Source organism: Leeuwenhoekiella parthenopeia, assembly GCF_020782115.1.
GTDB lineage: Bacteria > Bacteroidota > Bacteroidia > Flavobacteriales > Flavobacteriaceae > Leeuwenhoekiella > Leeuwenhoekiella parthenopeia.
Genome location: NZ_JAJGMW010000006.1, coordinates 126,807 through 146,512, shown reverse-complemented (window position 1 = coordinate 146,512; position 19,706 = coordinate 126,807). Strand labels below are relative to the sequence as shown.

The window sequence follows — 19,706 nt, the reverse complement described above, 5'->3', positions numbered from 1 at the left end:
AATACGAGTTGTGGTATGCCGTGTTGCACGATTTAACTAAGCCTTAACAAGCCGTAGAATTTTGGCTTTATGTATTTTTGCAGGGCTTTAAAAATAAGTTATGGCAATACCCTTTTACAAATATCAAGGCACGGGCAACGATTTTATAATGATCGACAACCGACAGCAATTATTTTCCAAAAATGATACCAAACTCGTAAAATGGATGTGTGACCGAAAATTTGGCATAGGTGCAGATGGTCTCATCTTGCTTGAGAACCATCCCACTTTAGATTTTACAATGGTCTATTATAATGCTGATGGTAACCCGAGCTCGATGTGTGGTAATGGTGGCAGGTGCATAGTTGCCTTTGCTAAACAATTAGGCGTAATTACAGATCAAACTGTTTTTGAGGCTGTAGATGGTCTTCACGAGGCCTTCATCAAAAATGATCTTGTACATTTAAAAATGCAGGATGTGAGCAGCATTACCAGGTATGAAAATCATATGTTTTTAAACACAGGCTCACCCCATCATGTTCAATGGGTGAATGATTTGGCAGCTTTTGATGTTAAAACTGAAGGAGCCTTGTTGAGATATGGTGATCTTTACGGTAAAGCCGGGAGTAATATCAATTTTGTGGAACAAACCGGGGATTCTTTCGCTATGCGTACCTACGAACGCGGAGTAGAAGATGAGACCTTAAGTTGCGGTACCGGTGCCACAGCAGTAGCATTGGCCATTCACCATCAGGGTAAGACTAACAGTCACGAAGTTGATCTTCGCGTGGAAGGAGGCCGGCTTAAAGTTACTTTTGAGCCTGCAGGTACAGGATACAATAACATATTTTTAATCGGGCCCGCAAAGCCTGTTTATACCGGAGTATGGCCGGACTAACATTACATGGTGAACTCGTATATCTCAGGGCTTTAGAGCCCGAAGATCTGGATCTCGTTTTTAGGATTGAAAATGATGAAGATCTTTGGGAACTTACTACCACACTTACTCCTTTTTCCAAATTTTTACTAAAGCAGTACCTGCGCAACTCCCACAAAGACATTTATGAGGCCAAACAACTGCGGCTGGTTATTTGTCGTAGCGATACCAATGAAGCCTTAGGTCTTATAGATTTGTTTGATTTTGATCCTAAAAATCAACGAGCCGGTCTTGGTATTTTGATTTTTAGTGAGGTAGAGCGCGGCAGGGGTTATGGCGCCGAGGCTTTGCGGTTAATGATCAATTACAGCTTTAAACGTCTCGAACTGCATCAGCTCTATGCCAATATTTTAGAGGAAAATACCCCGAGCATACGCCTGTTTGAAAAACAGGGTTTTAGACCTGTGGGTCTTAAAAAAGACTGGCTTCGTCTCGAAGGCAGCTTTAAAAATGAATATTTATACCAATTGATTTATACCGATGTACATTAGAAAAATTTTGGCCGCTACCGCTTTAATAGGTTTGGTTTTCGCAGGCATATTTGCTTATATGATTTATGGGAAGTTTTTTTCTCCCAACACCGCTTTTAATAATGACGAGGCTCATCTCTACATTCCTTCAGATGCTACTTATGCAGATGTACGTAAAGATTTAGAACCCCTATTGCAGGATCCCGTTTCCTTTGATGAGGTAGCAGAGCGAAAAGGTTATGTTAACGCTGTAAAACCCGGACATTTCATTATAAAGAAAGGAAGCAATAATAATGAGATTGTAAATGCCATTCGCAGCGGAAACATACCGGTGAAAATTAGCTTTAATAATCAGGAGCGATTACAGAATCTGGCCGGGCGCGTAGGCATTCAGATCGAGGCTGATAGTCTTGAACTCCTAAAGGCTTTTACCGATGAAGCGTTTTTAAAAGAACATGGTTTTGAGGAAGAGACGGCTTTAACGATGTACCTGCCTAATACATATGAATTTTATTGGAATACCAGTGCAGAAGAATTTAGAGCCCGAATGCTTCAGGAGTATAAGCGATTCTGGACTCCTGAACGCATCGCCAAAGCAGAAGCCCAGGGCCTAAATCCTAAGCAGGTTTATACGCTTGCAGCTATTGTACAAAAAGAAACCGCAAGGGCAGATGAGCGTCCCAGAGTAGCCGGTGTATATTTAAATCGCCTGCAAAATGGCTGGAAGCTTGATGCAGACCCTACCGTAATCTATGCTGTCAAGAAAAGTCAGGACGATTTTGATCAGGTTATTAAGCGGGTTTTGTACCGCGACCTGGAGACCGATTCTCCGTACAACACCTATAAATATGGGGGTTTACCACCCGGTCCTATTTTTATGCCGGATCTCTCTGCTATTAATGCAGTGTTAAATCCTGAAAAGCACGAATACTATTTCTTTGTTGCAGACGTTTCTAAACCCGGTTATCATTTGTTTGCTAAAACCGTTGCGCAACATAATGCTAATCGCAAACAATATATTGATTGGATAAATGCTCAGGGCATAAATCGATAAAATGCAATTAAATCTGTTTAAACTTAGTTTTTGACGGCGTTATTTTGTTAAATTTTATCATCCTTGAGTTTAAGGGACTAAAATGTTAAAGTTTTAGATGTTTCCTATAAATAGATAGCGGCTTTTTGAAATACTTGCTTTAATCGCAAGTATTTCTGTGATAAACCGCCTATTTTACCGTGTTTTGCGGCTTTTGGGAAAAGCTTAACCCTTTAGTAATCAGTATATTAATTAGGTTGAGTATATTTGCGCATTAATATAGACTTGATCTGTAGTGGCGCACAGCAACGGTCTGAAACTTAATTTATGACGAAAAACATTGTGAAATTAGCTGCGCTTCCGTCTGTTTTTGGACTTGTAGCCTTAAGCATGTCTGTAAAAGACGCCGAGAAGCCGAGTCAAAATTCTACTGAAGGTTTAGAGTTATTTTATACCGTGCCTCAGGTCGACGAGACCGAAACCGTAGAGCTGGATCATTCGCTTAATATCAATCTGGCAACCACCGGAAAATCTTTTACCGGTTTTAAAGAAGCTCTGGGCTTTAAAGAATCACAAAACGATTACAAACGAATAAATCAATTAGGGTATTTAGGCAAATACCAGTTTGGTCGCAGCACTTTACTTTTACTGGGCATTACAGATACTGATGCGTTTTTGAACGATCCCGTTTTACAGGAAAAAGCATTTATAGCCAACGCATCCCGTAATAAATGGGTTTTACGTAAAGACATCAAACGCTTTTCAGGAAAAGTAATCAATGGTGTTAAGGTTACCGAATCAGGTATACTGGCCGCGGCGCATTTAGCAGGCCCCGGTAGTGTAAAGAGTTATCTTCGTTCCGGTGGAGTAGAAGGTTTTAAAGACGCTTTTGGTACTTCAATATACAGTTATATCAAAAAATTCGGAGGTTATGATGTTTCGTTTATCGTACCTGATCGCAATGCAAAAGTAAATCTGGAGAAGTAAAATTCTAAATTTCTTTAAACAGCATAAAAAAAGTGACCCGAATAGGTCACTTTTTTTATGCGTGAATAATAAATATTGCAGGTCTTTTATGTAAATCTTCCTTGCTGTGTTTCCAGTCGTTTATTGACTGGGTTTTGATAAATTCGCTAGGTAATGTAATGTCGCAGGCTATACATAAACGTGTTGAGGCCTGAAGGCTATTGCAAATCTCATCAAGCATTTTCCCGTTGCGATAGGGGGTTTCAATAAATAATTGAGACTGGTTATTTTCTTTCGAAATGCGTTCCAGGCGCTTCAGTTCATTGAGTCTTTCTTTTTGATCGATGGGTAAATAGCCATTAAAAGCAAAGTTTTGACCATTCATGCCGCTTGCCATCACAGCCATAAGAATAGAGGAGGGGCCTACCAGTGGCACAACCTGAATGCCTTTTTCGTGGGCAAAACGAACGACCTCTGAACCGGGATCTGCAACTCCGGGAACTCCGGCTTCAGACATCAGGCCTACATCACGACCATCAAGGCACGCATTTAAAAACGAGGGCACATCAAGAGGATCTGTGTATTTGTTAAGTGGGTGTAGTTTGAGAGCAGGTTGTGATTTTTGAGGGTAAATGTCTTTGATAAACCTGCGGGCCGTTTTTTCGTTTTCAACAATATACTCATCAATCCCGGCAATCAGAGTCTGAACATTTTGAGGCATAACCTCCAGAGGATCTGTTTCCCCCAGCGTAACAGGAATTAAATACAATTTACCAAAGTGGGAGTTAACCGCCATAAGTTAAGAATCTATTCAGGAAAGGCGTTCTGCAATTTTTGTGGTTGCTTCATCAAGCATTTCATAAACCCGGTCAAAACCTTTTAAACTATCATTGTAAGGGTCGGGGACGTCTACGCGCTCACCCGGAAACAACTCATCTAAAATCATCTGTACTTTTGCCCGCTCTTCATCATTAGAAGCCTGGGCTGTAACATCCTCGTAATTGTATTGATCCATTACAAAAATGTGATCGTATCGCTCAAAAAAAGCAGGTTTAAACTGCATCCCTCTTTGTTGCGAGATATCGAGTCCGTTTTTTTGAGCTACGGCAATACTTCGCGAGTCTGGGGCACTGCCTACATGCCAGTGACCAGTACCTGCAGAGTCTACTTCAAATTTGGCGGGATCCAGTTTAGATTTTAACAAACCTTCGGCCAAAGGAGATCTGCAAATATTGCCCAGACATACCATGAGAATGCGTGTTTTCATGAAATCTTTGGTTTTTATAGGATGCTTTAGACCTGACCTTTAATATCGGGTCAGTTTCAATTTACATCGTAAGTTTTTTGTTGAGATCCTCTACATATTTGCGAAACTGCTTATCTGTAGCAGAGAGGTTGTCAACTGTTTTACAGGCGTGCAATACTGTTGCGTGATCTCTTTTCCCTATTTGTGAACCTATACTTGCCAGTGACGCCTTGGTGAGTTTCTTTGCAAAAAACATCGCCAGTTGACGCGCCTGTACTATATGACGCTTACGGGTTTTTGATTGTAGTGTGTCTACATCCATCTGAAAATAATCACTTACCACCTTTTGTATGTAATCAATAGAAACTTCCCGTTTGGTATGTTTCACATAATTATCTACAATCTTTTTGGCAAGGTCTAGATTTATTTCCTTTCGGTTGAACGAGGAGTGTGCAATAAGCGAAATGATAGCACCTTCTAATTCACGAATGTTGGTTTTTATATTATTGGCTAAAAACTCCACGATTTCTTCAGGCATTTCCACACCATCCTGATACAGCTTATTTTTAATGATCGAAACGCGGGTTTCAAAACCGGGTTGTTGCAATTCTGCGGAAAGTCCCCATTTAAATCGTGAAAGCAGTCGCTGTTCAATATCCTGCATATCAACAGGAGCCTTATCACTGGTAAGGACAACCTGTTTGCCGTTTTGGTGTAAATGATTAAAAATGTGGAAGAATACATCCTGAGTACCTGCCTTGCCGGAAAGCAACTGTATATCATCAACAATTAATACATCTATCACCTGATAGAAATGAATAAAGTCGTTGCGGTTATTCTTCTTTACCGATTCAATATACTGTTGCGTGAATTTTTCAGCAGAAATATAAAGAACAGTTTTATCGGGATATCGGTCTTTAATCTGAACTCCAATGGCGTGTGCAAGGTGGGTTTTTCCAAGACCAACTCCTCCAAAAATCAACAGCGGATTAAAAGAGGTGCCTCCCGGCTTATTAGCCACTGCTAAACCTGCAGAGCGGGCCAGACGGTTAGAGTCTCCTTCTAAAAAGCTGTCAAAATTGTAATTGGGGTTCAACTGGGATTCGATTTCCAGATTGCGAATTCCCGGGATTACAAACGGATTTTTTAATTCGGGGTTTTTATTTTTAAGGGGAGCATCTACTTCCTGAGACTTCATTACTGAAGGCCTGTTTGTACTCGGAATTTTTTCGGTAAAAGGTTGTCTGTTGCCGTAGGTGTTCTCCATACGTATAACATAAACCAGCTTAGCGTTTTCTCCCAGTTCTTTGGTAAGTGATACTTTTAAGAGCTTTACGTAATGTTCTTCAAGCCACTCGTAGAAAAATTTACTGGGTACCTGAATACTTAATGCATTATCTGTAAGTTTTACCGCACGTATGGGTTCAAACCATGTTTTGTAGGCCTGCGGGGTGATATTGTCCTGTATAAACGAGAGACAGTTATCCCATACTGTTTGCGCAGTCATACTCATTATTGTGACTAAGTTTTAGTTATTTTTGGTTTAGATCAACTGAAAAGTGAGAAAATAAAGAGATCTTCGTTTCATTCAGTGCGAGGCAAATATGTGAACAAAATATGTAATAAAAAAGGATTTTAGGATTGCATTTTTAGATTTTTTTACGCATACTCTTTTTTATTTTTTTCACGCAAATAAACCTTGTTAATAACTCTATGAATTCACACCAAACCTTTGTTAAAGTACGCTATGCAGAAACCGATCAAATGGGGGTGGTGCATCACGCTAATTATGCTGTATATCTGGAACTTGCGCGTATAAATTGGCTTGAAAATTTAGGGATTTCCTACAAAAAAATGGAAGAAAGCGGCGTTATGTTACCTGTTTATGACATGAGGTTTTCTTTTTTAAAACCGGCCTATTTTGATGATACTTTATGTGTTAAAATTGAACTTAGAAAGCAACCCGGCGCAAGTATAATTTTTGATTATAAAATCACCAATGAAGAGGGTGTTTTGTTAACAAAAGCAGAAACGACTTTAGTATTTGTAGATATGCAAACAAACAGACCTACCCGATGTCCAAAATATGTACTCGATAAACTTAATGCTTAAATTTTTACAGTCAATCCATAAACGGTTTCAAAGCGCTTTTTGATACGTTTAAAATCTTTTTTGCGTATGAGAAGGGTGAAATTACAATCTAAACCCATTTCCTGGGTTTCAGGTTTTAACTGTTCTTCTTTAATAATGCGCATAACGGTATGCATCAGCGGATAATCAAAATTTAAATAGAGCTTTTGTTTGATGGTTTTGGTAACAATCTGTGAAGCTTCTATTGCCTGTTGCGCACTGGTTTTATAGGCCTGAATTAGACCACCCACTCCCAGATTGGTCCCGCCGTAATAGCGCACCACGGTAACGAGTACATTGGTTAAATCAAAAGCCTGAAGCTGGCCATATATAGGCAGCCCGGCAGAGTTTCCGGGTTCGCCATCATCATTGGCGCGATAACTGTCATAGTTTACGCCCAGCTGCCAGGCATAGCAAATGTGAGAGGCTTTGGCGTGATCAGAGCCTAAGTTCTGAATTACAGCCTCAACTTCTGCCTCATTTAAAACCGGATGTGCCTGACCTATAAATTTACTGCCTTTGTCCTTAAAAAGGGTAGGCTCTCCCGGGTGTTTAATGGTTTTGTAGCTGTCTTTTATTTCGGGCATTAACGTGATTTTACTAAAGCTATAAGTACAATGCTAAACAATGCAAGGCTAATTCCCAACCAATTCTTGCGGGAAAGTTTTTCATTAAAAAATACCAGTCCTATAAGTGTTGCCAGCATCACAATACCCATATTGTTAAATGTAAAAACGGTGCTGCTGTCAAGCCCCGGTGCCCGTAATGCCCGTACCAAAAAGTAGATGGAAAAGTAATTAGGGATACCCAGCGCGATCCCGCCCAGCAGGTTTTTGATTTCAAATCGTTCTTTTTTAATCAAAATTTGATAAAGCAATGCAAGAATGCCCAGACAGAAAGCGGAGCTGAAAATCATTGCAGAAAAGAGCGGAATGTCTGCTTCGGCAACGTATCTGCCCTCCAGAAATTTGATGGAAGTATCGATTATTCCGCTTCCCAGGAATACCAAAATTGGTAAAAGCAGGTTTTTAGGGACTTTTTGAGTCTTGTTTTCCTCTTTAACTGAAGCAAGGTAGACAGCGATAAGAGCGAGTAGAATCCCCGTTATTTTTAAAATGCCACTTGCTTCCTTATAGTAGATAAGACCAAATAAAACGGGGATAACCACGCTCATTTTGGTTGCGACAGAAACTACAGAAAGACCGCTGCGCTGAGTTGTAATGGCCATAAGATTAAATATGACAATAAACAGTACTCCCAGAAAAAGCGTGCCCGGTAACCAGGAGTTCGAAAGTATTGATTTTAACTCTAAAGAACCTTCGTAAGCCAAAAATCCGGAAGCTGCAGCTATGAGGTAGTTCACAACTATAGCCTGTAGCGTATTAATTTTGAAGGTGTCAAAAAGTTTGAATACCAAAAAAATGATGCTAGATGCCAGAATACTTAGGAACAAGTAGATCAAAACAATTCTTTTTTAAGGCTAAATAATTGCGTAACATCATCCCTTCCGGGTTCCAGATGCCAGGTTTTAATGCCCATTGAAGCAGCTCCGGCAACGTTTAAAAGCGTATCGTCAATAAATAAGGTTTCACTAGCTTTCAGATTGTCATTTTGCAGAACGAAATCATAGATTTCTAAATCGGGTTTTCGCATCAGGATTTGATGAGAAAGGTAGAAGCGCTCAAAGCAATTTTGAAATCTGGAGTACCTGATAGCTCCCATGTTTTTAATAACCTGCTCTATGTGCATTTCGTTTGTATTGCTCAATAAAAACAGGCGATAGTCTTTTTGTTTTGCAAGTTTTAATATCCAATTCAAACGATGTTCGGGGAAATCGAGAATGATGCTGTTCCAGGCATTTTTAAAAGAAAACGCGGTGAGCTGCGGAAAGCTTTCCAGATAGTTTTCGGTAATCTGCTGTGTGGTGAGCAGCCCTTTTTCATAACTGTTATGCCAGTTGTTCATTTCTTCGGTAATAACGCGTATGCCCAACTTACTTAGGGCAAGCTCCGGCGCTTTTTTGTCCAGATTGATAAAGACGTCACCAAAGTCGAAAAGTAAATTTTTTATCATACGTTATAATGAATAGCGAGTTGGTCTCCGGTAAAGCTAAATACCTTCCTGGGGGTTGAATTAACCAGACGCGGAGCGGCCACACCCCGTATAAAATTGACATTTCCTTTAAAAATACGGGCTTCGTCCCATAGCCCGGCTTCAATAAAAGAAGCCAGGGTTTTTGCTCCTCCTTCAATAATGACAGATTGTAGACCTTCCGCATAGAGTATATCGAGAATTTGCCGGGGTAAATCCTTTTTAAAATCGGCCTTAGCGTATTTAAGGTTGTGTGCATCTTCGGCTTCAGATTCCGTAATAACTAATGTAGGCCGTTTTCCATCGAAAACCGCAGAGGACTTAGCCAGTCGCAGCTTGCGATCGAGAATTATACGGGTGGGTGATGGTCCCGCCCAGTCCCGTGTAGTAAGGGCGGGGTTGTCTGCCTTTACGGTATTTGTTCCGGTAAGAATGGCCATTTCCTCAGCCCGCCATTTGTGTACGATCTGGCGACTTGCCGGAGTGGTAATCCATACCGGTCCACGGTTTTTTCGGTCTTCAGGATTGGGAGCTATAAAACCATCGTTGCTTTCGGCCCACTTTAAAAGCACATAGGGCCTTTTTTGGTTATGAAAAGTAAAAAAGCGTTTATTCAATATTTTGCAGGCTTCTTCAAGTACACCCACCACAACTTCGCAACCGGCATCAAGTAATTTCTTGATGCCTCTTCCGGCCACAGCCGCAAAAGGATCAACACTGCCTATAATAACTTTTTTTATTCCGCTGGCGATGATAAGGTCGCTACAGGGAGGCGTTTTTCCAAAATGGCTGCAAGGCTCGAGGCTCACGTAAATGGTTGATTCCTTTAAAACCTCTTTAGCGTGTACCCTGTTAATCGCATGAACCTCGGCGTGAGGCTCACCGGCTTTTTGATGCCATCCCTCACCAATAATTTTTTCGTTGTGTACAATTACAGCGCCTACCATGGGGTTTGGATAGGTGGTTCCAAGCCCATTTTTTGCCAGTTGCAGACAGCGCGCCATGTATTTTTCGTGTATCTTCACGCCTTCAAAATTAGCATTTTAAAAATCATAAACACGATGTTGAAAATCAGGGCTGTTCAACCTGCTGATAATAAAGAGCTGGCCGCCGTCTTGCGAAGTATTTTAGTTGAAATGGGCGTGCCCAAGGTCGGCACTGCTTATGCAGATGCGGCTCTTGACTGTATGTATGAGACTTACGATACTGCTTCATCTCAATATTTTGTAGTGACCGATGATGACCGTATTTTAGGTGGAGCGGGGATAGCACCTCTGGCAAATTATGAAGGTCCTGTATGTGAACTTCAAAAAATGTATATCGATTCATCGTTAAGAGGAAAAGGTGTAGGTAAGCAACTCATGCAAACTTGTCTTGATTTTGCCAGAACCGCCGGTTTTGAACAGGTTTATCTGGAAACCATGCCCTATATGCAGGCGGCTCAGCAGTTGTATTTAAAGTCTGGTTTTTACCACATAGACGGGCCGATGGGGAATACCGGTCATTGTGCCTGCCCGGTGCATATGCTCAAAGATCTTACAAATGACGCTTAAAGAATTTAAGGAGCATTTTTTTAAAAGATTAAGCCCACTGTATCCCAATCAGGAAATTGAGAGTTTCTTTAGAATTTTAATAGAAACCTATTTGGGATTGCGCAATATTGACGTGTTCTTAAATCCCGATAAAAAAATTAAACTGAAAAAACTCGATCACCTTCTTGCTGCCCGTGAACGCCTGGTGCTTTTCGAGCCTTTGCAGTATATACTGGGGCAAACTGAGTTTTACGGATTGAATTTTGCTCTAAACCCCAACGTTTTAATCCCCAGACCGGAGACCGAAGAACTGGTAGAATGGGCGCTCAAAGACGCAGATGCCGAAACTGCTGCGCGTATTCTTGACATTGGTACAGGTTCCGGCTGCATTGCTGTGAGCCTTGCAAAAAATTTGCCTCTGGCTCGGGTAGATGCGCTTGACGTTTCTAAGGAAGCCTTACATCTGGCTCAACACAATGCCCAGATCAATGCCGTTGAGATACATACGCTACATCAAAATATTCTGGAAACTGGCCGTTTCGATAAACAGTACGATGTGATAATTTCTAATCCACCCTATGTACGTAATCTCGAGAAAACCGAAATTCAGGCTAATGTTTTGAATTTTGAACCGCATTTGGCTTTATTTGTTGAGAATCATGATGCACTTATTTTTTACCGAAAAATTGCTGAACTTGCAAAAAGTTCATTGAATACTTCCGGCAGGTTGTATGTTGAAATCAATCAATATCTGGCTGAAGAAACCCGTTCCCTTTTTGAGGAGAATGGCTTTAAAAATGTAGAACTCCGGCTTGATTATGCCGGGAAACCCAGAATGATAAAAGCTTGTTTATGAGTATTAAAGTATCCCGTATTTGTGTGTTTTGTGGTAGTAGCGAAGGCAATGATCCCAAAATCATTGAAGAAGCAAAGCGTATGGGTGAGATTTTCGCAGAGCGAAATATTGCAGTCGTATATGGCGGCTCGCAACTGGGGATTATGGGAGCTGTTGCAAAAAGTTGCCTTGGCGCGGGAGGTAAGGCAATAGGTATTATTCCTGAATTTTTAAAGACTAAAGAAATTGTACATACCGGTCTTGATGAACTTATCACAACCGAAACCATGCACGAGCGTAAACTTAAAATGCAGGAAGTGAGTGACGGTTTTATCACGCTTCCGGGCGGTTTCGGAACCTTTGAGGAGCTTTTTGAAATCATAACCTGGAGTCAGCTGGGTCTGCATCACAAGCCCATAGGACTACTCAATACCAATGGTTTTTACGATGCCCTCATCAGCATGCTAGACGAGATGGTATCCCGTGGATTTTTAAAGCAGGAAAACCGGGATCTTCTTTTGGTAGATACAGATATCAACCGCCTTTTAGATGCGATGGAGCATTTTGAACCTGATTTTTCTTCAAAATTTTTGAAGCCGGAAAATAGTTAGTTACGCTTAGCTTACCCTATACTTATGAGCATAGAAAAAAAAATACAGGAGTTACGAGAAGAATTGCGCAGGCATAATCACAATTATTATGTGCTCGATAAGCCTGAGATTGAAGATTATGTTTTTGATCAAAAGTTAAAGGAACTTCAGCAACTTGAAGCGGAGCACCCGGAGTTTTATGATGCGAGTTCGCCCACATTGCGGGTAGGAGGTGAGGTTACCAAAAACTTTGAGACCGTGCGACACGAGTATCGTATGTACTCTTTGGATAACAGCTATTCCCGGGAAGACCTTGAAGATTGGGAAAAGCGCATAAAAAAAATGGTCGAAGGCAAGGTCGAATATGTTTGTGAACTCAAATATGACGGTGCCTCAATAAGTCTTACTTACGAAGACGGTAAACTGGTTAGAGCCGTAACCCGGGGAGATGGTTTTCAGGGGGATGATGTAACGAATAATGTAAAAACCATACGCAGTATTCCACTTCGTTTAAAAGGTGATTATCCCGCTAAATTTGATATACGAGGTGAAATCATTTTACCGCTGGTCGGTTTTGCTGAAATGAATGCAGCACGGGTGGAAGCCGGAGAAGAGCCGTACAGCAATCCGCGTAACACGGCCTCGGGAAGCCTAAAATTGCAGGATAGTGCTGAGGTCGCAAAAAGACCTTTAGACTGTCTTTTGTATAGTATAAAAGGAGAAAATCTCAATTTTAAGACCCAGTTTGAGGGTCTTGAAAAAGCACGTTCCTGGGGTTTTAAAGTGCCTGAAGTTGCTCAGGTAACCGCCTCAACCGAAGAAACCCTCAAGTTTTTAGAACATTGGGACGAGCATCGTCATGATTTACCTTACGAAACCGATGGGGTAGTGATAAAGGTTAACGATTTGCAGCAGCAGGAAGAGTTGGGCTATACGGCCAAAGCTCCGCGCTGGGCAATGGCTTATAAATTTAAAACCGAGCAGGCTGAAACAGTTCTGGAGAAAATCACCTATCAGGTAGGGCGCACCGGCGCAATCACTCCGGTGGCAAATCTAACTCCGGTACAACTTGCGGGTACTATAGTAAAACGAGCTTCCCTGCATAATGCAGATCAGATCGAAAAGCTAGACATACGGGAAGGAGATTCCGTTTTTGTAGAAAAGGGCGGAGAAATTATACCGAAAATTGTGGGGGTTGATTTTGAAAAGCGCAATCCTAAGTCTGAGCCTACTCAATATATTACAAACTGCCCTGAGTGCGATACGCCCCTGGTTAGGGAAGAAGGCGAGGCTCAGCATTACTGTCCCAATGATATGGGATGTCCTCCGCAGATTATTGGCCGTATTCAGCATTTTATTTCCAGAAAAGCAATGGATATTGAAGGGCTTGGGGGGGAGACTGTAGCTCTTTTGGTTAACGCCGGTTTAATCCAAAATTATGCGGACCTCTATGAACTGAAAAAAGAACAACTACTGCCTCTTGAGCGTATGGCAGAAAAGTCGGCAGATAATCTAATTAAAGGTATTGAGGCTTCAAAAGCGGTGCCTTTTGAGCGGGTTTTATTTGCACTGGGCATACGCTATGTGGGCGAAACCGTAGCCCGAAAATTGGCTAAAGAATTCAGGGCTATTGATGCATTGGCTGAAGCAGACGCGCAGCGACTTACTGCTGTAGATGAAATAGGTGATCGCATAGCGGAAAGTGTGGTTGGTTTTTTTGCCGAAGAACGAAACCGTGAATTGATAAGCCGTTTGAAGGACTACGGATTGCAGTTAGAACTTGATGCTTCGGTTCTGGAGAATCAAACCGATAAATTAAAAGGTCAGACTTTCGTTATTTCGGGTGTTTTTGAAAAAATTTCGCGCAGCGATCTCAAAAAGCGTATTGAAGATAATGGAGGTAAAGCAGCCGGTAGTATTTCTGCAAAAACAAATTATCTGGTTGCGGGGGAAAACATGGGGCCCAGCAAGCGGGAGAAGGCCGAAAAGCTTGGGATAAGCATTATTTCGGAAGATGACTTCTTAGGCATGTTATAATTCATATCTATTATTTCAGAAAGCTTAGAATCGAATTCAACCACTGGGATGCGCGGTAAATTACTTTTGTATGTTTATTTAATTTTGGGTATTCTCGAGATAGTTTTGCTTGCCTATAATTCGCAGAGTTACTTTTACCTGCACCCTCTGGGTGTTATCCTGATTTATCTATTCTATTTCCTTAATGTTCACAAGCATAATTATTTTTTACTTCTTTTCTTTGGGTGTGAGCTTATTAATGAAGTATTCTTTTTGATTGATTTTAAGTATTATTTCGAACTGGTTTTGAGTTGTTATACGCTGGCGACTTTAACTATGATTTATCACCTTTGGCCGCTGATGCGAAATGCCTCTCTAAAGTTTGAATTAGATATTTTGCTTGGCCCGCTTTTAGGGGTGCTGGGGATGCTTTTAATTTTTTGGGAGCTTCTTGTAATGATTTTTGCTAAAATACCCAATTACACGGTTTTTTTCATTGGTTTTGCCGCCCTCCTGAGCTGGATTTTCTTTTGTACGATTATTCCAATTAAAAACAGACATCCACAGAATTCATTACTTTTTATAATGGGTGGCTCTATGGCCATTATGGCTCCAACGATGTTTATCCACACATTTTTATGGGATCACATATTGATACTTACTCTTTCGATGATGAGTATGCTTATTTTAAAATGGGTTATTGCCGTTTTTTTAATTAGAAAAGATCAAATTCTCAGTACATCAGATGATTTTTTATGAATAATCTTGAAGTGAGATACTTCTTACAAGTAAAAATCATTAGCTTATTAATTAGTTTGATATATCGATAATAGGTGTTATTTTTCGCTTTGAAACAGCGTTAGTTTATGGGTTCCACAAAATATTGGTATCTCGCATTAGCAAGCAGCCTTTTGTTTATAATTGTTTCTAATGTTGATCTTTTTCTGGGCTTTTACGTAAAACCTGTATATGTTTTATTTTTTTACTTATACTACTACGCATCTACCAAAAAGCACAATCTGGTGTTTTTGATTTTTCAGGTTTCTGCGTTAATTGCTGAAATTTATTTTCTAAAAGATCTTAACGCCCATTTCAACGAGGTTATTTTTTACTTCATTATAGCTACGGCTATGATGTTGATCACATTTGTTCCGGTTTTAAAGATAAAACCTCAGGAAATGAAAAATAATATCCTCATCGAGCCAATTCTGGGGGTGATTTTCTGCACTTACCTAATTGGGCATCTGATTTTGGTATTTTACCACTATGTACCCAACAAAGTGCTTTTTATAATTGGAGCTTCGCTTCTTTGGATATTTACAATTATATGTACCGTGATTCCTTTACGTAACCGACATCCTTATAACATACACCTGTACATCATAGCGGCGTCCTTACTTGTAGAATGCATCCTGGGCTTTCTATATTATTATAGTATACATATAAGTTTAATGCTGGCTACGCTAAACGTTGCAATTTGCGTACATAAAACGGCTGTAAGCTCTTATTTTGTGAAGATTATTAAAGTGCGTTCAGATGAACGCGATTATTACTAGGTTAGACGCGTATCACGGCAGATGAAGCGGTTTTAGCTGATTTTGAGCTTGTAAATTCGAAATCAATTCTTCCCAGATTAATGCCGGCCCATCCTACCTGATTTACCAGTACATCACGACCCGCTTTGTTTTGTAAAACCACAGGTTTGGGGAGAAACGTATGCGTATGACCTCCTATAATTAAATCGATATCCTGTGTATTTTGGGCAAGTTTTACGTCAGAAATTTTATCAAAACGGTATTCATACCCCAGATGTGAAAGGCAAATGACCAGATCGCATTTTTCCTCGTGTTTAAGTTTGCGCGTCATATCCTGAGCGATTTCTAATGGATCGAGATATTGAGTTTCTTTAGATAAAGCTTCGGTAACAAGCCCTTTAAGCTGAATGCCTAAACCAAAGACGCCGATTTTTATTCCGTCTTTAATAAAAATCTCATAGGGTTTTGTGAGACCTTCCATAATTGTATTTGAAAAGTCATAATTGGAACTGATCATTTTAAAGGAAGCATTCGGCATTTGTTTCGCCAGGCCATCAACTCCGTTGTCAAAGTCGTGATTACCAATAGTTGCTGCGTCATAACCCATCATACTCATGAGTTTAAATTCCAATTCGCCTCCATAAAAATTGAAATAAGGTGTTCCCTGAAAAATATCACCGGCGTCGAGCAGGAGTACATTAGGATTTTCCTGTCGTATACGGTTTATCAGGCTCAGTCTTCGTGCTGCACCACCCTGATTGGCAAAAGAGGCATCAGTTGCCGGAAAAGGTTCGATGTGGCTGTGCACGTCGTTGGTATGCAGGATAGTGATTTTTTTAGTTTCAGCCTTAGCACCAAAAGTTTCAAAAGCCGGTAATACCGAAAATGCAGCTGTAGCTATTGAGGTTTGTTTTAAAAACGATCTTCTTTCCATAATTATTCCTTTATAAAACGGTTGTCGCGTACCGGTGCAATGGTATCTTTTTCTTTAAAATAATCGATCAGGACCGAGCGAACCTTGTAATCAAGAACGGTTTCGCTTACCGGATCTGCAAAAAACACCATTCCGTCTCCGCCCTGTCTCAGGTAGTCATTAGTGGCAATAAAATAGGTTTGTCCGTCCTCAACAGGTTTGCCATTTACAGTTGCCTTCACAATAGAATCGTCTTCAGTCAAAACAAGTTGCATATTGGCGATGGGATGAGCCTTTCCGCTTTTAAGGTAGGTAAACATGTCGCGCACTTTGTCTGCTGTGAGCTCGACAACAATAATGCTGTTTTCAAAAGGCATGATGTCGTAAGCGGTGCGCATGGTAACCTCGCCTGCATTTAGCGTAGATCTGATCCCGCCGTGGTTAAGAAGAACACCGTCTATGGCATTGCCGGTACGCTTTTTAAAAATGGGGTTGCTTAATTCGTAAACCGCATCTGCCATCATATTTCCGATGGCGGTGTTGTAGGGGCCTTCGGTTTTTGAATGGCTTTGTGGGGCATAAGCCAGCACTGCACTCATTTCTTCGCTAATGTGTTTTTGATAAGGAGCTATGTAATCAAGAACTTCCTGATCTTGAGCAAGGCTGTCTGTAATTGCAAGTTGAGTCCCTTCTATAGCCTTAAGCGTAACCTGTGATTGTTTACAGGCAATAAGAGCAAAAAGTGCACTCAGCAGGAAAAACTTTTTATGCATACGTAAGAATTTTTTAGGGGATTTGTAGTGTGGTAGAATTAAGTACATTTGTCGCCTAACAAAAGTAGATGTTTTGTATTTAAGCAGACAGAATTTCATTAAAAGAAAGCTCGAAATTCTTCGTAATACTGATTCTCAGAAGAGGGTAGCTGCATTCGAAGAGCGAATAGGGATTCTGGTTAATGCAGATGAGTTTTCTGATTTTGAATTTCTAAAAAAATTGGCAAGCGCTCTGTCTGCAGAGGCTGCGGTAGAGATTTTGGCATATTCTAAAAATAAGCAGAATAGTCATACCGCTGAAGTACTGTGTTTCTCGAATTCTGATTTTAGCCTTTGGGGCGCTGTCAAAACTGTAAATCTTAGTGATTTTAGTGCAAAACCTTTTAGATTCTTAATCAGTTATTACCAAAGAGAAAATGTATTTTTGGACTTTTTAAAAGCCAGCTCCCAGGCAGCTTTTAAGGTCGGATTTCAGCAAGAGGCTTCAGACTGTTTTCAGGATTTGAGCATACAGACACGTCCTGATCAACCCGAAGTTTTTAAAGCTGAGGTTATTAAATATTTGAAAATTGTAAACCGCATAGATTAGCATGCACGAGTTAAAAGGAACAGGTGTTGCATTGATAACACCATTTAATGACGATTATTCAGTTGATTTTGATGCTCTGGCTAAAATCATCGAGTATAATATTGAAGGTGGCACCGAATATTTGGTGATTTTGGGCACTACAGCCGAAAATGCCACATTAAATGCCGAAGAGCAACAGTTGGTAATCAAAAAAGCCGTTGAAGTTAATGCCGGTCGCTTACCCCTGGTTTTAGGGGCAGGAGGGAATAACACCGCCGCGCTTACAGAGTCTTTGAAGAAGAAGGATGTTTCAGCCTTTAGTGCTGTTCTTTCGGTTTCTCCATACTATAACCGCCCATCTCAGGCAGGTATTTTTGCGCATTATACACAGGTTGCAAAAGCTTCAAAGTTGCCTGTCATCCTTTACAATGTTCCGGGTAGAACGGGTAGCAACGTGTTGCCTGAAACGGTTATTAAACTGGCTAATACCGAATCAAATATTATAGGCGTAAAAGAAGCCATGGGTGATATTACCCAGATGATGCGCCTTATAAAAGACCGTCCCGAAGGATTTTTGGTCCTTTCGGGAGACGATATGATTGCGTTACCTACCGTTAGTGTTGGGGGAGAAGGCGTCATATCGGTCCTTGGGCAGGGCTTACCTGAGATTTTCTCAAGTATGATGCGTGAAGGTTTAAGCGGGAACTTTGAAACGGCTTATGCCAAACATTATAAATTAATGCGTGCTACAGATTTAATTTTTGCTGAAGGCAACCCTTCAGGAATCAAGGCTTTACTGGCACACAAAGGGCTTTGTAAAGATGTGGTGCGACTCCCTTTGATGGCTGCGACTGAAGCTTTAAAACAGGATATTGCAACATACCTTCAAGACAACGGTCTTTAAGTTTTGTAATCCTTAGAAAAAACCTATTTTTGCACGATGTTTTTAAGCTTAATGAAGAAGACAATCCCGGTAGTTTTAGCAGTGTTAACACTGGCCTCCTGTAGTGAATATCAAAAGATTTTAAAATCTGAAGATATGGGAGCGAAGTATGCTTTTGCTGATTCGCTATATGATATTGGGAAATACCGCAAATCCCTTAAACTTTGGGATCAAATTGTTCCATCCTATCGCGGTAAGCCACAGGCCGAACGTATTATGTTCCTCAATGCAGATGCGTTGTATCAGGTAGGAGATTATTACCTGTCCGGATACCAGTTTGATCGTTTTGTATCTTCCTATCCCGATTCTCAGAAGGCTGAAGAGGCGCAGTACAAGGCAGCGATGAGTTATGCTGCTCTGTCACCAAATTACCAGCTCGACCAGAGCGAGACCGAGAAAGGTCTTGACCAGTTACAGCTGTTTATCACCGCATATCCTGAGTCTGAATATGCCGATGATGCCAGTGATCGCATTCAGGAGTTGAGTGTAAAATTGCAGAAGAAGTCCTACGAAATTGCCAAAGGATGGCATAAGATTATGGATTATCCTACTGCAATTGCTGCCTTCGACGACTTTTTATCAGATTATCCCGGTTCACCCTTTCGGGAAGCCGCATTGTTTTATAAATTTGATTCTCAGTATCAATACGGTTCAAAAAGTATAAATGTACTCGTAAAACCGCGATTAAATGAAGCTATTGAAATGTATGAAACTTTAATACGTTACTTTCCGGAAGGAGAATACCGTGAACAAGCCGATGCATTACGAGAAGATATTGATGCTATTTTAGAAAATTATTCCTAATAAATTTAAAGCGAATACCATGGACGTTAAAAACCTTGATGCACCCGTAAATACCGTTACCTTCAACAGAAGTGAGATTGATGCTCCTACCGGAAACATTTATGAGGCCATCTCAATCATTGCTAAACGTGCGACCCAAATCAACACCGAAATCAAGCGTGAACTTTTAGAGAAGCTTGATGAGTTTGCTACCTATAGCGATAGCCTTGAAGAAATTTTTGAGAACAAGGAGCAGATTGAAGTATCTAAATACTACGAGCGTTTGCCAAAGCCTCACGCAATGGCAGTACAGGAGTGGTTAGAAGATAAAATCTACTACCGCGACACGACTACAAAACAGTAGTC

The 19,706-nt window shown here is 40.7% G+C and carries 24 protein-coding genes; 15 read left to right on the top strand and 9 right to left on the bottom strand.

Translation table 11 applies throughout. The features are described from left to right. The first annotated feature begins 100 nt into the window (after nucleotides 1-100). From dapF to LLW17_RS06620, 4 genes are all read left to right on the top strand, one after another. Complete coding sequence (gene dapF / locus LLW17_RS06635) at nucleotides 101-877, top strand: diaminopimelate epimerase (protein ID WP_228229478.1); 777 nt, start codon at nucleotides 101-103, stop codon at nucleotides 875-877. After that, complete coding sequence (locus tag LLW17_RS06630; protein WP_228229477.1) at nucleotides 865-1,407, top strand: GNAT family N-acetyltransferase; 543 nt, start codon at nucleotides 865-867, stop codon at nucleotides 1,405-1,407. Before dapF ends, LLW17_RS06630 begins: the two co-directional genes overlap by 13 nt. Continuing rightward, entirely contained in the window at nucleotides 1,397-2,440 is a 1,044-nt protein-coding gene (gene mltG / locus LLW17_RS06625; RefSeq protein WP_228229476.1) for an endolytic transglycosylase MltG, read from the top strand. The genes LLW17_RS06630 and mltG overlap by 11 nt, the downstream gene beginning before the upstream one ends. A 306-nt stretch (nucleotides 2,441-2,746) precedes the next feature. Further along, nucleotides 2,747-3,406, top strand: coding sequence for a peptidoglycan-binding protein LysM (locus LLW17_RS06620; protein WP_228229475.1), 660 nt, complete (start codon nucleotides 2,747-2,749; stop codon nucleotides 3,404-3,406). A 55-nt stretch (nucleotides 3,407-3,461) separates the two neighbouring features. Here the strand turns inward: LLW17_RS06620 and LLW17_RS06615 are convergent, their stop codons facing one another. From LLW17_RS06615 to dnaA, 3 genes are all read right to left on the bottom strand, one after another. Beyond that, nucleotides 3,462-4,181 carry an SAM-dependent methyltransferase gene (locus LLW17_RS06615; protein ID WP_228229474.1) on the bottom strand — a complete coding sequence of 240 codons (720 nt, stop codon included), beginning with the start codon at nucleotides 4,179-4,181 and terminating at the stop codon, nucleotides 3,462-3,464. 15 nt (nucleotides 4,182-4,196) lie between these two features. After that, nucleotides 4,197-4,652 (bottom strand): low molecular weight protein-tyrosine-phosphatase, encoded by a 456-nt coding sequence (locus LLW17_RS06610; protein ID WP_228229473.1) that lies wholly within the window; start codon nucleotides 4,650-4,652, stop codon nucleotides 4,197-4,199. 61 nt (nucleotides 4,653-4,713) lie between these two features. Continuing rightward, nucleotides 4,714-6,144 carry a chromosomal replication initiator protein DnaA gene (gene dnaA / locus LLW17_RS06605; RefSeq protein WP_228229472.1) on the bottom strand — a complete coding sequence of 477 codons (1,431 nt, stop codon included), beginning with the start codon at nucleotides 6,142-6,144 and terminating at the stop codon, nucleotides 4,714-4,716. A 200-nt stretch (nucleotides 6,145-6,344) separates the two neighbouring features. Here dnaA and LLW17_RS06600 point away from each other — a divergent pair, with 200 nt between their 5' ends. After that, nucleotides 6,345-6,743: an acyl-CoA thioesterase gene (locus LLW17_RS06600; RefSeq protein WP_228229471.1), complete on the top strand. Its 399-nt coding sequence runs from the start codon at nucleotides 6,345-6,347 to the stop codon at nucleotides 6,741-6,743. Here LLW17_RS06600 and LLW17_RS06595 read toward each other — a convergent pair. Genes LLW17_RS06595 through ribD form a run of 4 tightly spaced genes read right to left on the bottom strand, consistent with a single transcriptional unit; the run spans nucleotide 6,740 to nucleotide 9,877 of the window. After that, nucleotides 6,740-7,348 (bottom strand): IMPACT family protein, encoded by a 609-nt coding sequence (locus tag LLW17_RS06595; RefSeq protein WP_228229470.1) that lies wholly within the window; start codon nucleotides 7,346-7,348, stop codon nucleotides 6,740-6,742. The two genes, LLW17_RS06600 and LLW17_RS06595, sit on opposite strands and share 4 nt — an antisense overlap. Further along, nucleotides 7,348-8,223, bottom strand: coding sequence for an EamA/RhaT family transporter (locus LLW17_RS06590; RefSeq protein ID WP_228229469.1), 876 nt, complete (start codon nucleotides 8,221-8,223; stop codon nucleotides 7,348-7,350). Before LLW17_RS06590 ends, LLW17_RS06595 begins: the two co-directional genes overlap by 1 nt. Beyond that, nucleotides 8,220-8,834, bottom strand: a complete 615-nt coding sequence (locus LLW17_RS06585) for an HAD family hydrolase (RefSeq protein ID WP_228229468.1) — start codon at nucleotides 8,832-8,834, stop codon at nucleotides 8,220-8,222. The genes LLW17_RS06590 and LLW17_RS06585 overlap by 4 nt, the downstream gene beginning before the upstream one ends. Then, on the bottom strand, nucleotides 8,831-9,877 hold the full coding sequence (gene ribD / locus LLW17_RS06580) for a bifunctional diaminohydroxyphosphoribosylaminopyrimidine deaminase/5-amino-6-(5-phosphoribosylamino)uracil reductase RibD (protein ID WP_228229467.1): 1,047 nt from the start codon (nucleotides 9,875-9,877) through the stop codon (nucleotides 8,831-8,833). The genes LLW17_RS06585 and ribD overlap by 4 nt, the downstream gene beginning before the upstream one ends. A gap of 36 nt (nucleotides 9,878-9,913) precedes the next feature. Here ribD and LLW17_RS06575 point away from each other — a divergent pair, with 36 nt between their 5' ends. The 6 genes from LLW17_RS06575 to LLW17_RS06550 all read left to right on the top strand — a co-directional run bounded on the left by LLW17_RS06575 (nucleotide 9,914) and on the right by LLW17_RS06550 (nucleotide 15,381). Further along, a complete protein-coding gene (locus LLW17_RS06575; RefSeq protein WP_228229466.1) occupies nucleotides 9,914-10,405 on the top strand; it encodes a GNAT family N-acetyltransferase in 492 nt (163 codons plus the stop codon). Next, entirely contained in the window at nucleotides 10,395-11,240 is an 846-nt protein-coding gene (gene prmC / locus LLW17_RS06570) for a peptide chain release factor N(5)-glutamine methyltransferase (RefSeq protein ID WP_228229465.1), read from the top strand. Before LLW17_RS06575 ends, prmC begins: the two co-directional genes overlap by 11 nt. Further along, complete coding sequence (locus LLW17_RS06565; protein WP_228229464.1) at nucleotides 11,237-11,830, top strand: LOG family protein; 594 nt, start codon at nucleotides 11,237-11,239, stop codon at nucleotides 11,828-11,830. Before prmC ends, LLW17_RS06565 begins: the two co-directional genes overlap by 4 nt. Before the next feature lie 24 nt (nucleotides 11,831-11,854). Beyond that, nucleotides 11,855-13,846, top strand: a complete 1,992-nt coding sequence (gene ligA / locus LLW17_RS06560) for an NAD-dependent DNA ligase LigA (protein ID WP_228229463.1) — start codon at nucleotides 11,855-11,857, stop codon at nucleotides 13,844-13,846. A 48-nt stretch (nucleotides 13,847-13,894) separates the two neighbouring features. Beyond that, nucleotides 13,895-14,584 (top strand): hypothetical protein, encoded by a 690-nt coding sequence (locus LLW17_RS06555; RefSeq protein ID WP_228229462.1) that lies wholly within the window; start codon nucleotides 13,895-13,897, stop codon nucleotides 14,582-14,584. A gap of 107 nt (nucleotides 14,585-14,691) precedes the next feature. Beyond that, entirely contained in the window at nucleotides 14,692-15,381 is a 690-nt protein-coding gene (locus LLW17_RS06550; protein WP_228229461.1) for a hypothetical protein, read from the top strand. 1 nt (nucleotide 15,382) lies between these two features. Here the strand turns inward: LLW17_RS06550 and LLW17_RS06545 are convergent, their stop codons facing one another. Both LLW17_RS06545 and LLW17_RS06540 read right to left on the bottom strand, forming a co-directional pair. After that, the gene (locus LLW17_RS06545) at nucleotides 15,383-16,294 is read right to left on the bottom strand and encodes a bifunctional metallophosphatase/5'-nucleotidase (RefSeq protein ID WP_228229460.1); all 912 of its coding nucleotides are present in this window, start codon (nucleotides 16,292-16,294) and stop codon (nucleotides 15,383-15,385) included. A 2-nt stretch (nucleotides 16,295-16,296) separates the two neighbouring features. Further along, nucleotides 16,297-17,046, bottom strand: coding sequence for a 5'-nucleotidase C-terminal domain-containing protein (locus LLW17_RS06540; protein WP_228229459.1), 750 nt, complete (start codon nucleotides 17,044-17,046; stop codon nucleotides 16,297-16,299). 73 nt (nucleotides 17,047-17,119) lie between these two features. On the opposite strand from LLW17_RS06540, the gene LLW17_RS06535 reads away from it, so the two are divergent. The 4 genes from LLW17_RS06535 to LLW17_RS06520 are packed head-to-tail and all read left to right on the top strand — an operon-like array spanning nucleotide 17,120 to nucleotide 19,704. Then, nucleotides 17,120-17,635 (top strand): DUF6913 domain-containing protein, encoded by a 516-nt coding sequence (locus LLW17_RS06535; RefSeq protein WP_228229458.1) that lies wholly within the window; start codon nucleotides 17,120-17,122, stop codon nucleotides 17,633-17,635. Between the two features lies 1 nt (nucleotide 17,636). Then, entirely contained in the window at nucleotides 17,637-18,518 is an 882-nt protein-coding gene (gene dapA / locus LLW17_RS06530) for a 4-hydroxy-tetrahydrodipicolinate synthase (protein WP_228229457.1), read from the top strand. Nucleotides 18,519-18,569: 51 nt separating this feature from the next. After that, nucleotides 18,570-19,361 carry an outer membrane protein assembly factor BamD gene (locus LLW17_RS06525; protein WP_228229456.1) on the top strand — a complete coding sequence of 264 codons (792 nt, stop codon included), beginning with the start codon at nucleotides 18,570-18,572 and terminating at the stop codon, nucleotides 19,359-19,361. Nucleotides 19,362-19,380: 19 nt separating this feature from the next. Then, entirely contained in the window at nucleotides 19,381-19,704 is a 324-nt protein-coding gene (locus tag LLW17_RS06520; protein WP_228229455.1) for a DNA-directed RNA polymerase subunit omega, read from the top strand. The last annotated feature ends 2 nt before the right edge of the window (nucleotides 19,705-19,706 follow it).